This is a genomic window from Enterococcus sp. DIV0561 (genome assembly GCF_050539875.1).
Taxonomy (GTDB): domain Bacteria; phylum Bacillota; class Bacilli; order Lactobacillales; family Enterococcaceae; genus Enterococcus; species Enterococcus faecalis.
In genome coordinates, this window is record NZ_CP172927.1 from 1,058,959 (window position 1) to 1,077,182 (window position 18,224).

Annotated in this window: 18 protein-coding genes and 1 other RNA gene; 17 read left to right on the forward strand and 2 right to left on the reverse strand. The window is 38.4% G+C overall.

All coding sequences use genetic code 11. The features are described from left to right. Positions 1-39: 39 nt before the first annotated feature. A complete protein-coding gene (gene recU, locus IGM13_RS05190; protein WP_010816424.1) occupies positions 40-657 on the reverse strand; it encodes a Holliday junction resolvase RecU in 618 nt (205 codons plus the stop codon). Positions 658-719: 62 nt separating this feature from the next. Between recU and IGM13_RS05195 the strand changes: the two genes are divergently transcribed. From IGM13_RS05195 to IGM13_RS05270, 16 genes are all read left to right on the forward strand, one after another. Next, positions 720-1,262: a DUF1273 domain-containing protein gene (locus IGM13_RS05195; RefSeq protein WP_002360568.1), complete on the forward strand. Its 543-nt coding sequence runs from the start codon at positions 720-722 to the stop codon at positions 1,260-1,262. Positions 1,263-1,355: 93 nt separating this feature from the next. Beyond that, entirely contained in the window at positions 1,356-1,766 is a 411-nt protein-coding gene (gene gpsB, locus IGM13_RS05200; protein WP_002357990.1) for a cell division regulator GpsB, read from the forward strand. A 107-nt stretch (positions 1,767-1,873) separates the two neighbouring features. Next, an RNA gene (gene rnpB, locus IGM13_RS05205) (RNase P RNA component class B) lies at positions 1,874-2,242 on the forward strand. A 237-nt stretch (positions 2,243-2,479) separates the two neighbouring features. Continuing rightward, positions 2,480-3,643 (forward strand): THUMP domain-containing class I SAM-dependent RNA methyltransferase, encoded by a 1,164-nt coding sequence (locus IGM13_RS05210; RefSeq protein WP_002419860.1) that lies wholly within the window; start codon positions 2,480-2,482, stop codon positions 3,641-3,643. Between the two features lie 17 nt (positions 3,644-3,660). Beyond that, positions 3,661-5,157, forward strand: a complete 1,497-nt coding sequence (locus tag IGM13_RS05215) for a carboxypeptidase M32 (RefSeq protein ID WP_002419861.1) — start codon at positions 3,661-3,663, stop codon at positions 5,155-5,157. 32 nt (positions 5,158-5,189) lie between these two features. Further along, a complete protein-coding gene (locus tag IGM13_RS05220; protein ID WP_002382137.1) occupies positions 5,190-5,906 on the forward strand; it encodes a DnaD domain protein in 717 nt (238 codons plus the stop codon). Between the two features lie 14 nt (positions 5,907-5,920). Further along, positions 5,921-6,568, forward strand: a complete 648-nt coding sequence (nth, locus tag IGM13_RS05225) for an endonuclease III (protein ID WP_002384704.1) — start codon at positions 5,921-5,923, stop codon at positions 6,566-6,568. Positions 6,569-6,741: 173 nt separating this feature from the next. After that, positions 6,742-7,506 (forward strand): GntR family transcriptional regulator, LSA1692 subfamily, encoded by a 765-nt coding sequence (locus IGM13_RS05230; protein WP_002357984.1) that lies wholly within the window; start codon positions 6,742-6,744, stop codon positions 7,504-7,506. After that, positions 7,503-8,801 (forward strand): Sapep family Mn(2+)-dependent dipeptidase, encoded by a 1,299-nt coding sequence (locus IGM13_RS05235; protein ID WP_002419191.1) that lies wholly within the window; start codon positions 7,503-7,505, stop codon positions 8,799-8,801. The genes IGM13_RS05230 and IGM13_RS05235 overlap by 4 nt, the downstream gene beginning before the upstream one ends. A gap of 169 nt (positions 8,802-8,970) precedes the next feature. Then, a complete protein-coding gene (locus tag IGM13_RS05240) occupies positions 8,971-9,924 on the forward strand; it encodes a N(4)-(beta-N-acetylglucosaminyl)-L-asparaginase (RefSeq protein ID WP_002380170.1) in 954 nt (317 codons plus the stop codon). Positions 9,925-9,943: 19 nt separating this feature from the next. Beyond that, positions 9,944-10,273 (forward strand): PTS sugar transporter subunit IIB, encoded by a 330-nt coding sequence (locus IGM13_RS05245; protein ID WP_002357981.1) that lies wholly within the window; start codon positions 9,944-9,946, stop codon positions 10,271-10,273. Positions 10,274-10,291: 18 nt separating this feature from the next. Further along, positions 10,292-11,647, forward strand: coding sequence for a PTS cellobiose transporter subunit IIC (gene celB / locus IGM13_RS05250; protein WP_002419190.1), 1,356 nt, complete (start codon positions 10,292-10,294; stop codon positions 11,645-11,647). Between the two features lie 17 nt (positions 11,648-11,664). Further along, positions 11,665-12,183 (forward strand): GrdB-related putative oxidoreductase, encoded by a 519-nt coding sequence (locus tag IGM13_RS05255; protein ID WP_002361637.1) that lies wholly within the window; start codon positions 11,665-11,667, stop codon positions 12,181-12,183. Between the two features lie 36 nt (positions 12,184-12,219). Further along, positions 12,220-14,682 carry an ATP-dependent DNA helicase gene (locus IGM13_RS05260; protein WP_002419189.1) on the forward strand — a complete coding sequence of 821 codons (2,463 nt, stop codon included), beginning with the start codon at positions 12,220-12,222 and terminating at the stop codon, positions 14,680-14,682. Beyond that, positions 14,679-15,644 (forward strand): asparaginase, encoded by a 966-nt coding sequence (locus tag IGM13_RS05265; RefSeq protein ID WP_002419187.1) that lies wholly within the window; start codon positions 14,679-14,681, stop codon positions 15,642-15,644. Before IGM13_RS05260 ends, IGM13_RS05265 begins: the two co-directional genes overlap by 4 nt. A gap of 23 nt (positions 15,645-15,667) precedes the next feature. Then, positions 15,668-16,351: an HD domain-containing protein gene (locus IGM13_RS05270; protein ID WP_002419186.1), complete on the forward strand. Its 684-nt coding sequence runs from the start codon at positions 15,668-15,670 to the stop codon at positions 16,349-16,351. Between the two features lie 16 nt (positions 16,352-16,367). On the opposite strand, the gene IGM13_RS05275 is transcribed toward IGM13_RS05270, so the two are convergent. Beyond that, the gene (locus IGM13_RS05275) at positions 16,368-16,862 is read right to left on the reverse strand and encodes a YajQ family cyclic di-GMP-binding protein (RefSeq protein ID WP_002357974.1); all 495 of its coding nucleotides are present in this window, start codon (positions 16,860-16,862) and stop codon (positions 16,368-16,370) included. A 232-nt stretch (positions 16,863-17,094) separates the two neighbouring features. Between IGM13_RS05275 and IGM13_RS05280 the strand changes: the two genes are divergently transcribed. Next, the gene (locus IGM13_RS05280; protein ID WP_002381974.1) at positions 17,095-18,051 is read left to right on the forward strand and encodes a YitT family protein; all 957 of its coding nucleotides are present in this window, start codon (positions 17,095-17,097) and stop codon (positions 18,049-18,051) included. Positions 18,052-18,224 lie beyond the last annotated feature (173 nt).

The window sequence follows — 18,224 nt, forward strand, 5'->3', positions numbered from 1 at the left end:
ATAGCAACTCCTTTGTTATACTTTCAAAACTTTATGAATCTAGTGTGTCTGAATATATTGTTCCACTGCGTCGAGATAAGGGATTCGCGGTGCGATTCCAAAAGATAATTCAATTCCTTCTTTCTCGATGAGTGCAAGCGGCATAGATTTTTTTCCAGTAACTGTTTGGTTTTTCCAATGCGTTATTAGATTTTCACCACTAAAAAAGAAGCAGCGTTTTAAGCTTGAAAACCATAATAGCACAAAACAAATCCCTTGTTGTGCTATACATTGTTCCATATGATCAATTTGATGTTGATGAAAATTTTTAAAGGGAAAGGACGTGGTATTTTTCGTTTCTTTCGCTTCAAAATCTATGTAACGGCCTTGATATACACCGTTATAATCAGTCGTTGAAGCTTGTCTAAAGTAGGCCTCCTTAATAACAGCCGCACTTCGTTTGGGATAATCTACTTTAACAATTTGAACAGGAGTGGGTTTCTTATGAACGACTGCTTGCTTATTCAATAGATAATATTGATTGCTTTGATTGATCGCTTCTTCGAAATCCATCCCGCGATTACCAAATTCAACGGGGCGTTTCTTTTTTACTTGTTTTTTTGGTGATTGTGCTTCATGATGATTATAAGGTATTCCGTTAGGATAATGGAACGTCACGTTTATCACACTCCTAGCCTGTATTATACCAAAAAAAAGACCTGAAAGAAAAGGGATGACTTATGGAAATGATAAAAACCCTCTATGTCACCGGTTATCGCAGCTTTGAATTGGGGATATTTCAAGGAAAAGACCCGAAAATCACAGTTATTAAAAATGTCTTAAAAAAAGAGTTAGCCAGTTATATTGAAGCGGGAGTAGAATGGATTTTGATTTCTGGCAATTTAGGTGTTGAACTTTGGACAGCTGAAGTAGTTGGGGAATTAAAAACGGAATATCCAGAAGTCCAGCTAGGTTTGCTTTATCCATTTAAAGACTTTGGCAATAATTGGAATGAACAAAATCGAGAACTGTTAACGAAAGCGGAAAGTTTGGCTGATTATATCAACTCAGTAAGTCACCAGCCCTATCAATCGCCAGCACAATTAAAAATGCATACAAAATTTCTTTTGGAACATTCTGGGGGCAGCTTACTTATTTATGACAAAGAGTACCCTGGCAAAACGGAGTATTTTTTAAAGGATGCACAACATTTTTCGGAACGAGAACCCTATGATATTCGCTTAATTACAATGGATGATTTACAAAACTCGGTGATTGATTAGAGAATCTGTTTGATTTTCTAGCTATTTTTCGTTACAATAGTATTTGTGGAACTATGAAATTTTCTATCGTAAATAAACAAATGAGGTGTAAACATGGCAAATTTAGTATATAGTCCTAAAGACATTTTACAAAAAGAATTTAAAACGAAAATGATGAACGGGTATGACCCAATTGAAGTAGACGAATTTTTAGACAATGTCATTAAAGACTACGAAGCTTATAATAAAGAATTATTAAGCTTGCAAGAAGAAAACAGCCGCTTAATGGCAAAATTAGACCAATTATCAAAAGCCCAACCAACGCCTCGTGTTGCTCAAGAAGTACCAAAAAGTGCAGCAGTGACCAACTTTGATATTTTAAAACGTTTATCAAACTTAGAGCGTGAAGTTTTTGGTAAAAAGTTAGATGAAACACCTTCAACACCTGTAACGCCTTCTGCACCGTCAATGACTGCAGAACCAGCGAACCATGATGTTGATAATGCACAAACACGTCAATTTTAACAAGACAATTTAAGTCAAGTTTTCACGAGGAACAGAAAGCATTTGTTAGAATAGCGGACACTTGTTGTAGTGTGTAAATTTTTGCTGTTCGTCTAAACAGATTTGTAATTTTCGGGTGATCGCGGTTTGCTTTTGCAAGCTGAGGAAAGTCCATGCTCGCACAAGCTGAGATGCTTGTAGTGTTCGTGCTTAGCGAAATCATAAGCTAAGGTACTCTTTTAGAGTAACGGCAGGAAAAATGACTAAGGTTTCGACTATGTCAAAGTATCCTTGAAAGTGCCACAGTGACGAAGCGATGTGGGAAACTCCATCGGTGGAACGCGGTAAACCCCTCGAGCGAGCAACCCAAACAATGGTAGGGGCGCTCTTCTAAAGGAAATGAACGAGTAGAAGAGGCAGAGTTTACTCTGCAGATAGATGATGACCGTCACCAATTTTTCCTGAAGAATTGGTGATACAGAACATGGCTTATAGAAAATTACAAGTAATTCAGGAAGACCTTCCAACGTAGTTGTGAAGGCTTTTTTTACGAAAAGAATAAAAAAATGTTAAAATAAAGAAACTGAGATAAAAGTAGTAAGCTGTCTGTTCTAAAGAGGCCGGGACAGGACCGTTTAGTTCAGAGAAAGCGGACAATTACAAAAAACAAGCGGAGCAGTAGTCGGCAGGACTGTTAGCTTCAGACAATAAAAAAGAGTCAAGAAGGAGTTTTTATGACGAAAGAAAAAACATTCAAACTTGTTGCAACAGCTGCTAGTGGCTTAGAAGCATTAGTTGGAAAAGAATTGCGTGATTTAGGGATTCCCTGTGAATTAGAAAATGGCCGGGCCGTCTTTGAAGGCACTGTTGAAACAATTGCTACTGCCAATTTATGGCTACGGACAGCAGATCGGATTAAAATCGTCGTTGGCGAATTTAACGCCTATAGTTTTGATGAATTATTTGAAAAAGTTAAAGCACTTCCTTGGGAAGATTATTTGCCTTTAGATGCAGAATTTCCAGTTGCAGGTAAATCAATTAAGTCAAAATTGTATAGTGTTCCTGATTGCCAAGCCATCACCAAAAAAGCCATTGTTAACCGTTTAAGAGAAGTTTACCATCGTCCAGCGACGGTGCCTTTAACCGAAACAGGAGCTTTGTTTAAATTAGAAGTGGCTCTTCTAAAAGATAAAGTGACGTTGACGTTGGACACGACTGGACCAAGTTTATTTAAACGAGGCTATCGCATTGAAAAGGGGGGCGCACCTCTTAAGGAAAACATGGCAGCTGCTTTAGTGATGTTGACCAATTGGCGCAAAGATCGTCCTTTTTATGATCCAGTTTGTGGTTCTGGAACGATTTGTATTGAAGCAGCATTAATTGGCCATAACATTGCCCCTGGCTTTAATCGTAGTTTTACTTGTGAAACATGGGATTGGGTTGATCCAGCAATTTTTGAAAAAGTACGTAACGAAGCCGAGGCAAAGGCAGACTACGATGTTGAATTAGATATCTGTGGTTCAGATGTTGATGGGCGAATGATTGAAGTCGCACGAGCGAATGCTGAGGAAGTTGGTTTAGGTGATTCAATTACCTTTAAACAATTGGCCTTAAAAGATTTTACAACCGAGAAGGAATATGGTGTAATGGTAGCTAACCCGCCTTATGGTGAGCGTTTAGGAGAAGAGGAAAGTGTTCGCCGTTTGTATAAAGAAATGGGCCATGTTTTCCGTCCGTTAACTACTTGGAGCAAGTATATACTGACGAGTGATCTTGCTTTTGAAGAATATTATGGTGCCAAAGCTACTAAAAAACGGAAGCTTTACAACGGAGCCTTACGAACAGATTTATTCCAATACTGGGGAACACGTCCACCAAGAAAACCACGGGAAGACTAAGAAAGCTGGTGTAAAAAATGAAGGAAGCTGTATTTTTACAAGAAGTGAAAGAAATTCAATTACTAAAAAATGCCTTGACATTATTAGACTGGGATTCATCAACTGGGATGCCAGAAAAAAGTAGTCCTTTTCGAGGAGAAGTAGAAGGGTATTTAACCGGATTATATTTTGAACGAAGTATTGGCCCAGTTATTCAAGAAGCATTGGCCTATTTTGAGACACGCCCTGAAGAATTATCTGAATTAGGGAAACTGGTTTTTGAAAAAGTAAAAGAAGAATATGCTTTGAATAAAAATGTTCCAGCTGAACGTATGCAAGAATATGTTAAAGTATTAAACCAAGCACATACAGATTGGCTAAAAGCACGCGCTGCACAAGATTTCGGCTTGTTAGAAGAAACCTTAACGAAGGTCGTTGCGTTCCAAAAAGAGTTCATTCCTTATTGGCAAAAAGAAGAAAAAACACCGTACGATGTGTTATTAAATCAATTTGAACCGGGGATGACGGTTGAGAAGCTAGACCAAGTATTCGACCAAGTAAAACAAGGGATTCAAGAAATTCGGACCGTTTTAGCGGAAAAAGGTACGCCGCCTAGAACTGACTTTTTATCTAGAAAAATGACCAAAGAACAACAACGCCGTTTTGTGATTGGTGTGGTTGAACAATTAGGCTATGATTTTTCAAAAGGCCGATTAGATGATACAGTTCATCCATTTATGACAGCTCTAAATCGAAATGATGCGCGGATTACTACGCGCTGGGAAGAAAATAATTTCTCAATGGCAACATTTGGTGTGATTCATGAAGCGGGTCATGGGATGTACGAACAAAATTTTGATCCTAAATTTGACTTTACGCCACTAAGCGAAGGTGCCTCTATGGGGATTCACGAATCACAATCGCTCTTTAATGAAATTATCATTGGTAGCAACCGGGCTTTTTGGCAAAAACAATACCCGTTTTTCCAAGAATGCGCAGAAGGCACTTTTGATGATATTACTTTTGAAGATTTTTATGCTTCTTTAAAAGAAACGAAAGCAAGTTTGATTCGGATTGATTCCGATAGTCTCACCTATCCTTTGCATATCATTATTCGTTATGAAATTGAAAAAATGTTATTTAATGGTTCTTTGGAAGTCGCTGATTTGCCAAAAGTGTGGAACGAAAAATACCAAGAGTACTTAGGCGTCTCACCTGGAAATGATTTAGAAGGTGTCCTTCAAGATGTTCATTGGTCTGGAGGTAGCTTTGGTTATTTCCCATCTTATGCCTTGGGTTATATGTACGCCGCGCAACTATTTCACGCAATGAAACAAGAATTATCTGTTGATGAAATTTTAGCTTCGGAGGATTATTCTGATATCCGTAAATGGTTAACACAACATATTCATCAGTACGGCGCTTCACGTAAACCAAATCAATTAATTTATGATGCAACGGGGGAAGAATTGAATCCTAGTTATTTAATTGATTATATGAAAGCTATTTATTTTGATGTTTATCATGTGCAATAAGTGAAACAAGCAAGGGGAAGTGGACAACAACAATGTTATCAATTCGTGAATATTTAGAAGCTGGTGAAACAACGATCTCAAACTTACTATTTGATCATTACCAAAAAATTGGTTTGAAAGATGATGAATTTCTCTTTTTACTGCAACTTTTTCGTTCGCAAAATGCAGGCGATTTATTTCCAGACTTAATGGCGATTGCAGAGACGATGGGTAAAACGCCAGATACGATTTATAAGTTATTAAATCAATTGGTTTCTCGCGGTTTTATTCGAATTGAAACACAACAAAACCAAAAAGGTCAAATGATGGATACGTATGATTTACTGCCTGTTTTTCAAAAGATTCAATTATTTTTACAAACGAGCAAAGAAAAACAAGTTGTCGCAAACCACGAAGATGAAATTAAACAGCTTTACCAAGGCTTTGAAAAAGAATTCGGACGTCCACTTTCACCAATTGAATTAGAAATGATTGGTCAGTGGTTGAACACAGACCATTATTCCCCTGAATTAATCCGGTTAGCGTTGCGAGAAGCCGTTTTAAATCAGGCGTATAGTTTGAAATATATTGATCGTATTTTACTTGCGTGGGAGCGTAAAAATATTACCACCAAAGAACAAGTGGCTGCTGATCAGAAAAAACGAAAAGATTCTATGATTCAAAATGAGATTGAACAACAAGGTCAGGCACAAGAATCGTTACCAAAGGTTACATTACACAATTGGTTAAATCCAGAAGACAGTGAATAAAAAGGAGGTGGGCCATGCTATCACAAGAGAAAACAATGGAAGCTATTGAAATTATGTATGAGATGTTTCCAAATGCAGAATGTGAATTAAAACATAAGAATCCTTTTGAATTATTAATTGCTGTGATTTTAAGTGCGCAAGCAACCGATGTATCGGTAAATAAAGCGACTCCTGGTTTATTCGCAGCTTTTCCAACACCAGAAGCTTTAGCAGCTGCACCGGTGGAGGAGATTATTGCTAAAATAAAAACCATTGGCTTATATCGCAATAAAGCAAAAAATATTAAAGCGTGCGCACAACAACTTTTAGAACGTTTCAATGGAGAAGTTCCGCAAACCAGAGATGAACTGGTCAGTTTACCTGGCGTGGGGAGAAAAACAGCCAATGTAGTAATGGGAGATGCTTTTGGTGAACCGGCTTTTGCAGTAGATACACACGTGGAACGAGTGTCCAAGCGCCTTAGAATTTGTAAGCTAAATGCGAATGTTACTGAAGTTGAGCAAACCTTAATGCGTAAAGTTCCGAAAGAACTCTGGGTGAAAACGCACCATACCATGATTTTCTTTGGGCGTTATCACTGCCTAGCAAGAGCGCCTAAATGTGAAGCCTGTCCGCTACTCTATATGTGTCAAGAAGGCAAAGAACGGATGAAAGGGAAATAACATATTTTTTTCCTAAAAAAGCGAGCCACAAGTCCAACCGACTTGTGGCTCGCTTTCTTTTTTGATTTTTAAGAAACGCAACAAATGATTGCGGTTTCTTAAAAATTGATTTAGTATAGACAGTGTGGTATATACTAGGAAATTTATTTTTTTGAAGAAAGATAGGCGATGAAATGACAGAAAATGCACCCAAATTTAAGCAAATTTCTGCAGAAATTGAAAAGAAGATTCGAGACGGTCTGTATGTAAGTGCACAAAAATTACCTTCAGAATATGATTTAGCTAAAGAATATAACTGCAGTCGCTTGACCATCCGTAAAGCGATTGATGATTTGATTCGCAAAAATATTTTGGTAAAACGACATGGTAAAGGTAGTTATGTGATGTCGCAAGCGAAAATTCAAAGTGGCCGCGCTGGCTTACAAGGTTTTACTGAGGCAGCCAAAGCTTACGGGAAAAAAAGCCAGACAGAAGTCATTTCCTTTGAAGAAGTAGTACATCCCGCTGAGAAAATTCGGGAGGCACTCCAAGTGGGCAAAAATGAGGCGATTTATGAACTGATTCGCCGCCGAATGTTAGACGGCGAGCCAATGACAGTTGAAAAAATTTATTTGCCACAGGCATACGTACAAGGCCATACGAAGCAAGACTTCGAGGGCTCTCTTTTCTGCTTAATCGAGAAAAACGTCGAGATTGCTTATTCGCATCAAGAAATTGAAGCAATTTTAGTTGAAGCGGAAATTTCAGAATTATTGAATGTTCCTGTGGGCCAACCACTTTTACAAGTCCACTCTATCACCTATGCGCTTGATGCAACCCCCATTTTATATGATGTCTCTTTATATCGAGCAGATCGGTACACGTTTAAAAACACACTGACCCGCTATAGCCCGTCTGAAAACAACCAAGTGGAGCTAGGAGGTTCTTGGAACGAATGAAGATCAAAGAAGAAATAGCCGCTCAAAAAGATTTATTTTATGAAGACTTAAACAAAATTATCGCGATTCGAAGTGTGAAAGGGTCGCCTAAAAAAGAGGCACCTTTTGGCGAAGGACCGAAAAGAGCCTTGGAAGAAACGCTGAAACTTGCAGAGCGTTATGGCTTTCAAACTGAGATTGTCAATGACGCAGTTGGCTATGCGCAATGGGGAACAGCGGAAGAATATCTGGGGATTATTGGTCATTTAGACGTAGTACCAGAAGGTTCTGGCTGGTCAGTGCCACCCTTTCAATTAACGAAAAAAAATCAACGTTTGTATGGTAGAGGAATTCTAGATAATAAAGGTCCTATCTTGGCTTGCCTGTATGGAATGAAATTACTGAAAGAACTTGGTTACCAACCAAAGAAAACCATTCGCTTAATGTTTGGCACGGATGAAGAAAGTGGGAGTGGAGATATCCCCTTATATTTAGAGAAGGAAAACGCACCCGTTTTTGGATTTACTCCAGATTGTAAATATCCAGTAGTTTATGGGGAGCGAGGGATTGTTAATTATGAAATCACAACGACCATCCCAGATGATTCAAGTGAACAAATTGGTCAGATTATGGGTGATCAAGCAAAAGACCATGTGCCTGATCAATTAAGTGTGGTGATTGCGGGAAAAACAACGGCAATCACGGGAAAACGTGCTCCTTCCAATGCGCCAGAACTAGGCAAGAACGCGATTACTTTATTGGCACAGAAAATTAGCGAGGAACAGTTAGTCAAAGGAAATTTATTACAGTATTTCGACTGGTTAACCGCTAGTTTTCACGAAAAGCACTATGGCGAAGGAGTAGCTCTGGACTTTAAGGATCAGGATAGCGGGCAATTGATTTTAACGCCCTATGCGTTGGAAAAACGAGGACAGCAATTGGTGTTATCATTGGCCGTGCGTTATCCTGTTTCTATTACAGAAAACGAAGTAACCACGCAGCTAACGAAGGCACTATTTCCAGAAAGTGAAGTGACCGTCATCCGCCGCCTCCCTAGTACGCTGTTTCCAAAAGATGAGCGCAATGTTCAAAAACTAACCAAGGTTTATGAACAAATTACTGGCTTAGATGGGACGCCAGTTACAACTACCGGTGCTACGTATGCTCGCTTTATGCCGAATATCGTTGCTTTTGGTCCATCATTTCCTGGTCAAAAAGGCATTGCGCATAACCAAGATGAATATATGGATGAAAAAGATTTACTGCTTAATCTGGAAATCTATATGCAAGCGATGATTGCATTAACAGAAGCGTAAAACCAATAGAAGATACACGTATGAGAAGAAGCCAATGTGTTTCGTAGAGGTCGCATACGTGTATCTTCTATTTTTCTGTATAAAATTTCGTTTTCAGTATATACAAAACAGTATATACTAGTTTATAATGGTGGAGAAATGTAAGCGTTAACGAAAGGGCGGATGGAAAATGACTTGGGGTGCAATTGCGACATGGCGGATGGCACATGATGGGTTACTAAAAGCTACAGAAGAATTACAACAAGGAGGTGCTGCAGGCACGGCTGTGGAACAATTAATTAAAGAAGTAGAAGACTATCCTTTTTATAAGTCAGTGGGCTACGGCGGTTTACCTAATGAGGAAGGGATTTTAGAAATGGATGCTGCCTATATGGATGGAGACACATTTGCAATTGGTGCTGTGGCAGGAATTACAGATGTTAAAAATCCGATTTCAGTGGCTAAAGCATTAAGTAAAGAGAAGTTTAATAGTTTTCGTGTTGGCGCAGGTGCAACGAAATATTCAATGTTGCACGGTTTTGAAAGAAAGAATATGTTGACAGAACGCGCTAATCAATGGTGGCAAAAGCGTTTAAAAGAAATTCAGGAAAATCAGTTGAACCCCTATGATGGGCATGATACCGTTGGCGCTATTACGTTAGACCAAACAGGATCAATGGCAGCTGGCACTTCCAGTTCGGGACTCTTCATGAAAAAAGCAGGACGTGTTGGTGATTCACCACTGTCAGGTTCTGGTTTTTATGTTGATAGCGAAATTGGTGGTGCTGCGGCTACAGGATTAGGTGAAGATTTAATGAAAGGCTGTCTTTCTTATGAAATCGTCCGTTTAATGGGGGAAGGGTGCTCGCCACAACAAGCATGTGATCAAGCCGTCTATGCTTTTCACGAAAAATTGACCCAACGTTATGGGAAAGCAGGAGCTTTTTCACTAGTGGCCATGAACAAACAGGGAGACTGGGGCGTAGCTACGAATGTGGAATTTACTTTTACGGTTGGTACTGATATGCAGCAACCAGAAATTTATATTGCAAATCCAGGCAAGAATCATACCACAGAGATTCAGCCGATTTCACAAGAATGGTTAGCTGCCTATGAAAAAAGAATCAAAGCACCAATTGAATAAATGAGGAGAGTGAAGGAACATGAGTAAAAAACAAATTTATCTTTTTTGTGATGCAGGAATGTCTACAAGTATTATGGTGAATAAAATGATGGAAGTGGTTGAAAAACATCAAATGCCTTTAATGATTACTGCTTTTCCTATTGCAAGAGCACAAGAAGTGGTTGAAGCAGAGAAGCCTGTTGCTATTTTATTAGGACCACAAGTCCGTTTTTTATTAGAAAAAACAAAAGAACAATTTGCTCCTCAAGGGATTCCTGTCGCTGCAATTGCGCCAGAAATTTATGGCATGATGGATGGCGAAAAAGCATTGAAAGAAGCGCTGCGGTTAATTAAGCAAAATAAAAAATAATAGATAGGAGTGACGACCGTGCAAAAATTTTTGGATTGGTTAGAGCGCGTATTGACCCCTTTGGCAAAAGTGATAGGAGAAAATAAGTATTTAGTAGCGATTCGTGATGGCTTCCTTTTATCAACGCCCTTGTTGATTGTTGGTTCGGTCTTCTTATTAATTGCTAATTTTCCTTTGCCACAATGGGATACTTGGATGTCTCATTTGCTTGGTAAAGACTGGTCGACAATGATGTCTGTTCCAGCTAGTGCTAGTTTTGATGTAATGACCATTCTGGCCGTTGTCGGTATTGCCTATAGTTTAGGGAAACAATTCAATGTGGATGCAATGCAAGCAGGAATTATCGCATTGGTTTCATTTTTTATTGTAACGCCTTATCAAACATTATTTACACCGGAAAATAGTTCAAAGGTTTATGAAGTTACTAGTTTACCTTTAAAATGGATGGGTTCCAGTGGCTTGTTTTTAGGAATGATTGTCGCATTAATTGCGACTCGTTTATTTGTGGCCATTGTTCGTAAAGGGTGGACAATAAAAATGCCAGAAGGAGTGCCACCAACAGTGGTTAAGTCTTTTGAGGCCCTGATCCCGAGCTTTTTAGTTGTTACTCTCATGTTTTTAGTCAATTGGCTGGCTGCTTTAACTCCTTATGGTAATTTACAAGATGTTATTTTTGAATTTCTACAAACGCCCTTATTGAGTCTTGGTAATACCTTAGGTGCAATGAGCATTGCTTATTTATTTTTACACTTCTTTTGGTTCTTTGGCATTAACGGAGGTAGTGTGGTTGGCGCAGTCTTTAATCCTGTTTTGCGGGCATTGTCTGTTGAAAATTTACAAGCATTCAAAGACGGCCATGAAATTCCCAACATCATCACTGGACAATTTCAAGATATGTTTGCAACATTTGGTGGCGCCGGTTCCACACTCTCATTAATCATTGTGATGGTCTTATTCTGTAAAAGTCAACGAATTAAAAAGCTTTCGCAACTTTCACTAATTCCTGGTGTTTTTGGGATTAACGAACCAATCATTTTTGGGTTGCCAATTGTTTTAAATCCAATCCTTTTAATTCCATTTGTCTTAGTACCCGCAATTAATATTATTATTGCCTATTTTGCTATGGATTGGGGCTTAGTTCCATTGACGAATGGTATTCAATTGCCGTGGACGACCCCACCAATTATCTCAGGATTTTTAGTCAGCGGTTGGCAAGGATCAATTCTGCAAGCTCTCTTATTGGTACTAGGAATGTTCATTTACTATCCTTTTATTCGAGTTATGGATGACCAATATTTACGTGAAGAATGGAAAGCACAAGAAGAAGAGAGTGAAGAAATTGATTTTGATTCCTTTGACTTCGATGATTTATAAATAAGGAGGAAATAGGCGTGAAAAAAATCCTTTTAGTCTTAAACCACAGTTTAGCAGGATTTGGCAGTGATGAACAAGCTCAGCTGAAACCAAGTGGTAAAAAAGCTCCCTTAGGTCCAGGGGTAACATTGCTACCATTTTTACAGAAGCAAGGAGCGGAAATTGTTGCGACACTTTATTGTGGTGACCAATATTATTTGGAAAACGAGGAAGAGGTAGCAAAGAAATTTATTGGCTTTGCAAAAAAGTTTCATGCCGATGCGGTTCTTTGCGGACCTGCCATGCATTATCCTAATTTTGGAGAAATGGCTGCTCGTCTAGCTTGTAAGTTTAATGCTGCGGGCATTCCTGCAATTGCAGCGATGGCAGAAGAAAATCCAGCAGTCAGTCACTATTATCAGCAAGTGCCAATTGTGAAGATGCCCAAAAAGGGTGGCATTGGTTTAAATAATTCGTTTAAACAAATGGCGCAATTGGTCGTGGCAAAAGCAAATGGAAAAGAAACCAAACAGTTAGAAGAAACGAGTTGTTTTTAATTGTTGATAATCTAAAGAGAAATCCAGAATGAACGCATGATTGTGTTCGTTTTGGATTTTTTGCTTTTGTTTAGCGAATGTATGTTCTATAATAGGGAGGCAGATAGGTGGGATTACGTGAAATCAACGAGAAAAATTGCGGTTCGTCAAGTGGTCGAATTTATTTTAAGGCGGGGAAGTATTGATTCTCGCCATGTGAGTGAACATACACCACAAGAAGGTAGTCGCCTTCATCGAATGTTGCAAAAGGAAGCGGGGAGCCTTTATCAAAAGGAAGTATCTTTAAAAATTGAGGTGCCTTTAAATGGCCATAATTATTGTGTAGAAGGTCGTGCAGACGGCATTTTTGTGAAAGAAACTGGGCAAGTGGTCATTGATGAAATTAAAACATCCGAACCAGCGTTTGAAGAATTGCCGCCAGAAAAGGTCGAATTGTTTTGGTATCAAGTGATGTGTTATGGTCACATGTATTGCCAACAAGAACAACTTTCTGAAATAACGCTTCAACTCACTTATTATCAGACCACCACAAAACAAATCACACGACAAGAACGCCATTTTACAGAAGCTGCATTAGCGGAGTTTTTTACTGATTTGATGAAGCGCTATGAACAGTGGGTAATTTTTAAAGAAGAGTGGCGTATTTTGAGAAATAAATCATTAAAAAATCTTAGTTTTCCTTACGGGGAGTATCGCAAAGGGCAACGAGAATTGGCGGTAGCCGTTTATAAAACAATTCTTAGTAAACAGCGGCTCTTCGTGGAAGCACCAACTGGAACAGGCAAGACAATGTCCACTCTTTTTCCAGCAATGAAAGCAATTGGTGAAGAAGAAGGTGAACGGATTTTTTATTTAACAGCTAAGACCATCACGCGGCAAGTGGCTGAAGATGCCGTCAAAGCGCTGTCCGAAAAACAAGCGCAAACTAAGAGTATTACGTTGACAGCAAAAGATAAAATTTGTTTTTTAACTGAACGAAATTGTACGCCAGAACATTGCCCGTTTGCTGACGGCTATTATGATCGTTTAAATGAGGGACTGTGGGATTTATTACAACATGAAAATCATTTAACGAGAGAGGTTATTGAACGGTATGCACAAAAGCACCAATTGTGTCCATTCGAGTTGTCGCTAGATGCAAGTCTTTGGTGTGATTTAATTATTGGCGATTACAATTATCTATTTGATCCAACGGTTTATTTACGGCGCTTCTTTGAAGAACCCCACAGTGCAGAAGAGAATATTTTTTTAGTGGATGAAACCCATAATTTGGTTAATCGTTCACGGGAGATGTATTCGGCCGCTATTTCTAGGAATGCGGTTTTGCAAATTCAAAAAAGATTGCAAAAAGAATCTGTTCAATTAAAAAGAGCTTGTCAAAAAGTCTTAACTACGTTTGATGATATTGAAGCAATCTGCGAAGAAAAAGACACGGATTTTTTTGCCCAACGCGCGCCAATTGATTCATTAGTTAAACAGATACATCGATTAACAGAAGTAATTGCAGAATGGTTGCCAGAAAATCAACACATTGAGGAATTGGCGTCGATTCTCAGTTTTTATTTTGATTGTTTAAGTTATCTTCGAATCAGCGAGTATTATGACAACGGCTTTTATACGTCTATTTCTTTGCGAAACTATGACTGCGTTGTGAAACAATTTTGTGTCGATCCGGCTTATTTATTGTCACAACGATTAGATAAAGGGAAAGCGAGTATCTTATTTTCGGCAAGTTTAACACCTCTGAATTATTATCAAGAAGTGCTTGGTGGAGGTGAAGAAAGCCTACGTTATCGGATTCCGTATCCTTTTCCAGAAGAAAATCAATTGTTGATGATTGGTAGTCATCTTCAAACAACCTATAAAAACCGTGAAAAAAGTTATCCACAGATTAGTGAACTTTTAGGGAAGTTAAGTGAAACAAAAACAGGTAATTATTTAATTTTCTTCCCTTCTTATGCCTATATGGATGATGTCTATCAAGTATTTAGCCAACGCTACCCGCAAGTAAAAACTCAAATTCAGGGAACGGACTTAAACGAAAAAGAGCGAGAAGCATTTTTAGCTGAATTTAAAGAGAATCCTCAAGAAACTTTCATCGGTTTTTGTGTTTTAGGTGGTATATTTTCAGAAGGAATTGACTTGAAAGGTACCCGATTGATTGGTACGATAATTGTTAGTGTCGGGCTACCACAAATGAATCCGGAGCAAGAACTGATTCGCACTTTTTATCAAGAAGAGCGAGGGCAAGGGTTTCAATTTGCGTATCAAATTCCTGGTATGAATAAAGTCTTGCAAGCGGCTGGACGTGTCATTCGAGATGCGCGAGATAAAGGCTTTGTGTTGTTATTAGACGAACGATTTGAATTACCAAGTGTCCAGCGTTTCTTTCCGCCGCATTGGTTGGCGCATCGAAAGGCAAACACCAATGAACAACTCATTCAACAAGTGAAACAATTTTGGTTAAAAAATAAAGAAAACAAAGGAGGAAACAAATGAAGACCATTTTAGTCCTTCATACAGGTGGGACCATTTCCATGTCGAGAGTAGCAGGAGGAAGTGTTGCCCCGAATGAAAAAAATCCGTTGATGGAACAAGAAGCATTATTTTCTGGCAAGGTTCATTTAGTTGTCGAAGATATTTTTAATATTCCCTCACCACACATGACCTTAGAACGGATGTTTCAATTAAAAGAACGGATTCAAAAAGCTTATTCTGAACCAATTGATGGCGTGGTTATTACGCATGGAACAGATACATTAGAAGAAACAGCTTATTTTTTAGATATAACCTTAGAGAAAAAAATCCCCATTGTTTTAACAGGAGCAATGCGGTCAAGTAACGAAATCGGTAGTGATGGCTTGTATAATTTCATCAGTGCTATTTGGACTGCTTGTTCAGACGAATCGTACGATAAAGGTGTTTTAGTCGTGATGAATGATGAAATTCATACGGCGCGTTATGTGACAAAAACACATACAACGAACGTAGCAACGTTTCGGACGCCAACTTTTGGACCAATTGGAACCATTGCGAAAGAACGTGCTTTTTTTGCGAAAGAGGTCTTACCGCAAGAAGTCTGCGATGTTTCTTCTGTGAAAGGAAATGTCCACGTAGTGAAGGCCTATGCGGGGATGGGTGAACGGATGTTTGAATTATTAAACACCCCAGAAACGGATGGGTTAGTAATTGAAGCGCTAGGCGCGGGTAATTTACCGCCAGAAACGCTCCCAGCATTACAAAAAATGCTAGACAACGGGATTCCAGTCGTTTTAGTTTCTCGTTGTTCCAATGGCATTGCTGAAGATATCTATGATTATGCTGGTGGTGGCGTTGGCTTGAAAAAAATGGGGGTCGTTTTTGCCCGTGGTTTAAACGGACCGAAAGCGCGGATTCGTTTAATTGTTGGTTTAAACAGCGAAAAAAATCCTACAGAGTTAAAAGAATTTTTGGAACAGTAACTAATTTTAAGGAGAAAAAATAAATGAAGCTATATGAACGCATTTATCAAGATATTGAAATTCGACAAATTTATGATGCAATTGGTCAAATGGAAGATGAGGAAGCTGGGTGGGCATACCATAATTGGTTTCATGTAACCAATGTCGTAGCCATGACGGAAATGATTTTGAAACAACTTGCTGTTTCAGAGGAGTATTTAGAGGCGGCAAAAATTGCGGCACTGCTCCATGATGTGGGTGCGCTACAAGGAAAAGCAGGACATGCACTTCGGGGGAAACAATTTGCAGAAGCATATTTTCGTAAGCAAAAGATTTGTTTGCCTTATCAAGAAGAAATTTTATCTTCTATAGAAAATCATAGTAATGGCTTTGATTCGGAAGAGTTAATGACGCTAGCGCTAATCATTAGTGATAAATTAGATATTACAACCTCTCGTGTTGCAAAGGCTGGTTATTTCGTACCGGGAATGCGGCAACTTCAATTTTTAAAGAAAATTGAAATTATGCTTTCAGAACAAGAGGTTTGTGTCTCGTTTACGGCAGAAGAAGAACTGGATTTAGAAGAATTAAATGCGTTTTATTTTATGCCAAAGGTCTTCAAAGCAATTGTCGCTTTTTCAGAAAAAATTCAACGCCGACCAATCGTTTTATTGAATAATCAAGAATGGCCGGTACCAAAACCAAAAAATTCTTCAACTGTTCATTAACAGTTGAAGGATTTTTTTAGCGATAATTATTAAACTCAAGAGCCATGGGTAAATCTAATTCTCGTAAAAGAGCCATGACTTTTTGTAAATCATCCCGACTTTTTCCAGTTACCCGAATTTTGTCTTCTTGGATTTGTGACTTAACTTTAATCCCAGAGTTTTTGATAGCTGTGTTGATTTTTTTTGCATTTTCTTTATCAATACCACTGATTAAATCACCATATTGGCGAGCAGTACCGCCTAAGGCTTTTTCACTTTCTGAGAAATGAATATTTTTAATCGGAACATTGCGTTTGACTAATTTTCCAAATAAAATATCCTTCACTTGCTCGACTTTATAATCATCTTCAGCTACGACTACTAGTTTATCGTTTTCCAATTTAATATCAGCAATTGACCCTTTAAAGTCAAAGCGATTTTTCAATTCTTTCAAGGCAATTTGAATTGCGTTTTTGACTTCCTCCATATTGACCTCTGAAACTACATCAAAACTTGCTTCTTTTGCAGCCATGTAAAAACCTCCTAAAATATTCTTTGCTTCATCATATCATGAAATAGTAAAAAAGGTTAGGCTAGAATCATTTTGAATAGAGAAATAAGAAGATCAATTTTTAGGGATATCTTCCCGCATTCTTTCATGGAAACGTTGCAAAAAAAATTTTCAATGTTCGCTTTTAGCCCCTTTTCTTTTAGGATAGAACCTGTTATTCTAAGTCAGAAGAATAGCGAAGGAGCGAAGAAAAATGAGTCGATTGGTTAGTACTTACCAAAGAAATGAATCGATAAAAAAAATAGCAGTGATGGCGATAACCGCTTTGACTTCTGCGGTCGGTTTGAATTTCTTTTTGATTCCGGCAAAAGTTTTTTCGGCAGGGATGAACGGAATTGCGCAAATCATTGCTACATTATTATATACAAATTTAGGAATCCATATTAATACAGGGATCTTCATTTTATTTTTAAACATTCCCGTCTTCATTCTAGGGTTTGTAAAATTAGGGAAACAATCAACGATTCTTAGTTTCATCAATGTTATTGGCATTTCCGTTGTCACTATGTTTGTGCCAATCGTAACAGTCACAACGAATCCTTTGATGAACGCAATTATGGGTGGTGTCTTAGTCGGCGTTGGCGCAGGGCTTTCATTGAAAATGGGCTTTAACACTGGCGGCATGGACATTATTTCACTGATTCTTTCAAAAACAACAGGGAAAACAGTTGGTAATTTTATGTTCTTATTAAATGGTATTATTGTGCTGTTGGCTGGTTTTGTATTTAACTGGGAAAGTGCGTTGTATACTATTATTTCTATTTACTGTTTGAGTCAGGTGGTCGACATGATTCATACCAGTCACCAAAAAGTCACAGCAATGATTGTCACTACGAGACCAGAAGCCGTTGCCTTAGAAGTTTCTCAACAAATCGCTCGTGGCATGACCTTGTTGCCTTCAATCGGTGGCTATTCAGGTGCAGAAGGTCGAATGATTATGATGGTCATTACTCGCTATGAACTCTATGATTTAGAACAGGCAGTTTACAGTATCGATGAGAATGCCTTTGTAAATATTTTACCAACACAATCTGTTTTAGGGCGTTTTGCCAATGAAGATGAACAACGGATTTTTCATAGTACTGGAACATTTCCTGAGCTTCAATCCTACAAGGTGAAACGTTATCCGCCAAAGAAAAAATTAAAATAGCAAGTCGGCCTTCAGATCCCAAAGTGATAACGGGAAAACTGGAGGTTTTTTTATAAAAATGAAGGTTATGTGAAAGAATAGACAAAAATTTTCTGAAAAAGGGAATTTTACTAGAAAAGTGTCAGGAATTCTGCTAAAATAGAACCGTTGGTTAGGGAACACCTAACAAATAA

What these genes read in the sequence shown, in the direction of transcription:
- IGM13_RS05195 (WP_002360568.1), top strand. Translation starts at nt 720, where the DNA reads ATGGAAATGATAAAAACCCTCTATGTCACCGGTTATCGCAGCTTTGAA.
- gpsB (WP_002357990.1), top strand. Translation starts at nt 1,356, where the DNA reads ATGGCAAATTTAGTATATAGTCCTAAAGACATTTTACAAAAAGAATTT.
- IGM13_RS05210 (WP_002419860.1), top strand. Translation starts at nt 2,480, where the DNA reads ATGACGAAAGAAAAAACATTCAAACTTGTTGCAACAGCTGCTAGTGGC.
- IGM13_RS05215 (WP_002419861.1), top strand. Translation starts at nt 3,661, where the DNA reads ATGAAGGAAGCTGTATTTTTACAAGAAGTGAAAGAAATTCAATTACTA.
- IGM13_RS05220 (WP_002382137.1), top strand. Translation starts at nt 5,190, where the DNA reads ATGTTATCAATTCGTGAATATTTAGAAGCTGGTGAAACAACGATCTCA.
- nth (WP_002384704.1), top strand. Translation starts at nt 5,921, where the DNA reads ATGCTATCACAAGAGAAAACAATGGAAGCTATTGAAATTATGTATGAG.
- IGM13_RS05230 (WP_002357984.1), top strand. Translation starts at nt 6,742, where the DNA reads ATGACAGAAAATGCACCCAAATTTAAGCAAATTTCTGCAGAAATTGAA.
- IGM13_RS05235 (WP_002419191.1), top strand. Translation starts at nt 7,503, where the DNA reads ATGAAGATCAAAGAAGAAATAGCCGCTCAAAAAGATTTATTTTATGAA.
- IGM13_RS05240 (WP_002380170.1), top strand. Translation starts at nt 8,971, where the DNA reads ATGACTTGGGGTGCAATTGCGACATGGCGGATGGCACATGATGGGTTA.
- IGM13_RS05245 (WP_002357981.1), top strand. Translation starts at nt 9,944, where the DNA reads ATGAGTAAAAAACAAATTTATCTTTTTTGTGATGCAGGAATGTCTACA.
- IGM13_RS05260 (WP_002419189.1), top strand. Translation starts at nt 12,220, where the DNA reads ATGATTGTGTTCGTTTTGGATTTTTTGCTTTTGTTTAGCGAATGTATG.
- IGM13_RS05265 (WP_002419187.1), top strand. Translation starts at nt 14,679, where the DNA reads ATGAAGACCATTTTAGTCCTTCATACAGGTGGGACCATTTCCATGTCG.
- IGM13_RS05270 (WP_002419186.1), top strand. Translation starts at nt 15,668, where the DNA reads ATGAAGCTATATGAACGCATTTATCAAGATATTGAAATTCGACAAATT.
- IGM13_RS05275 (WP_002357974.1), bottom strand. Translation starts at nt 16,862, where the DNA reads ATGGCTGCAAAAGAAGCAAGTTTTGATGTAGTTTCAGAGGTCAATATG.
- IGM13_RS05280 (WP_002381974.1), top strand. Translation starts at nt 17,095, where the DNA reads ATGAGTCGATTGGTTAGTACTTACCAAAGAAATGAATCGATAAAAAAA.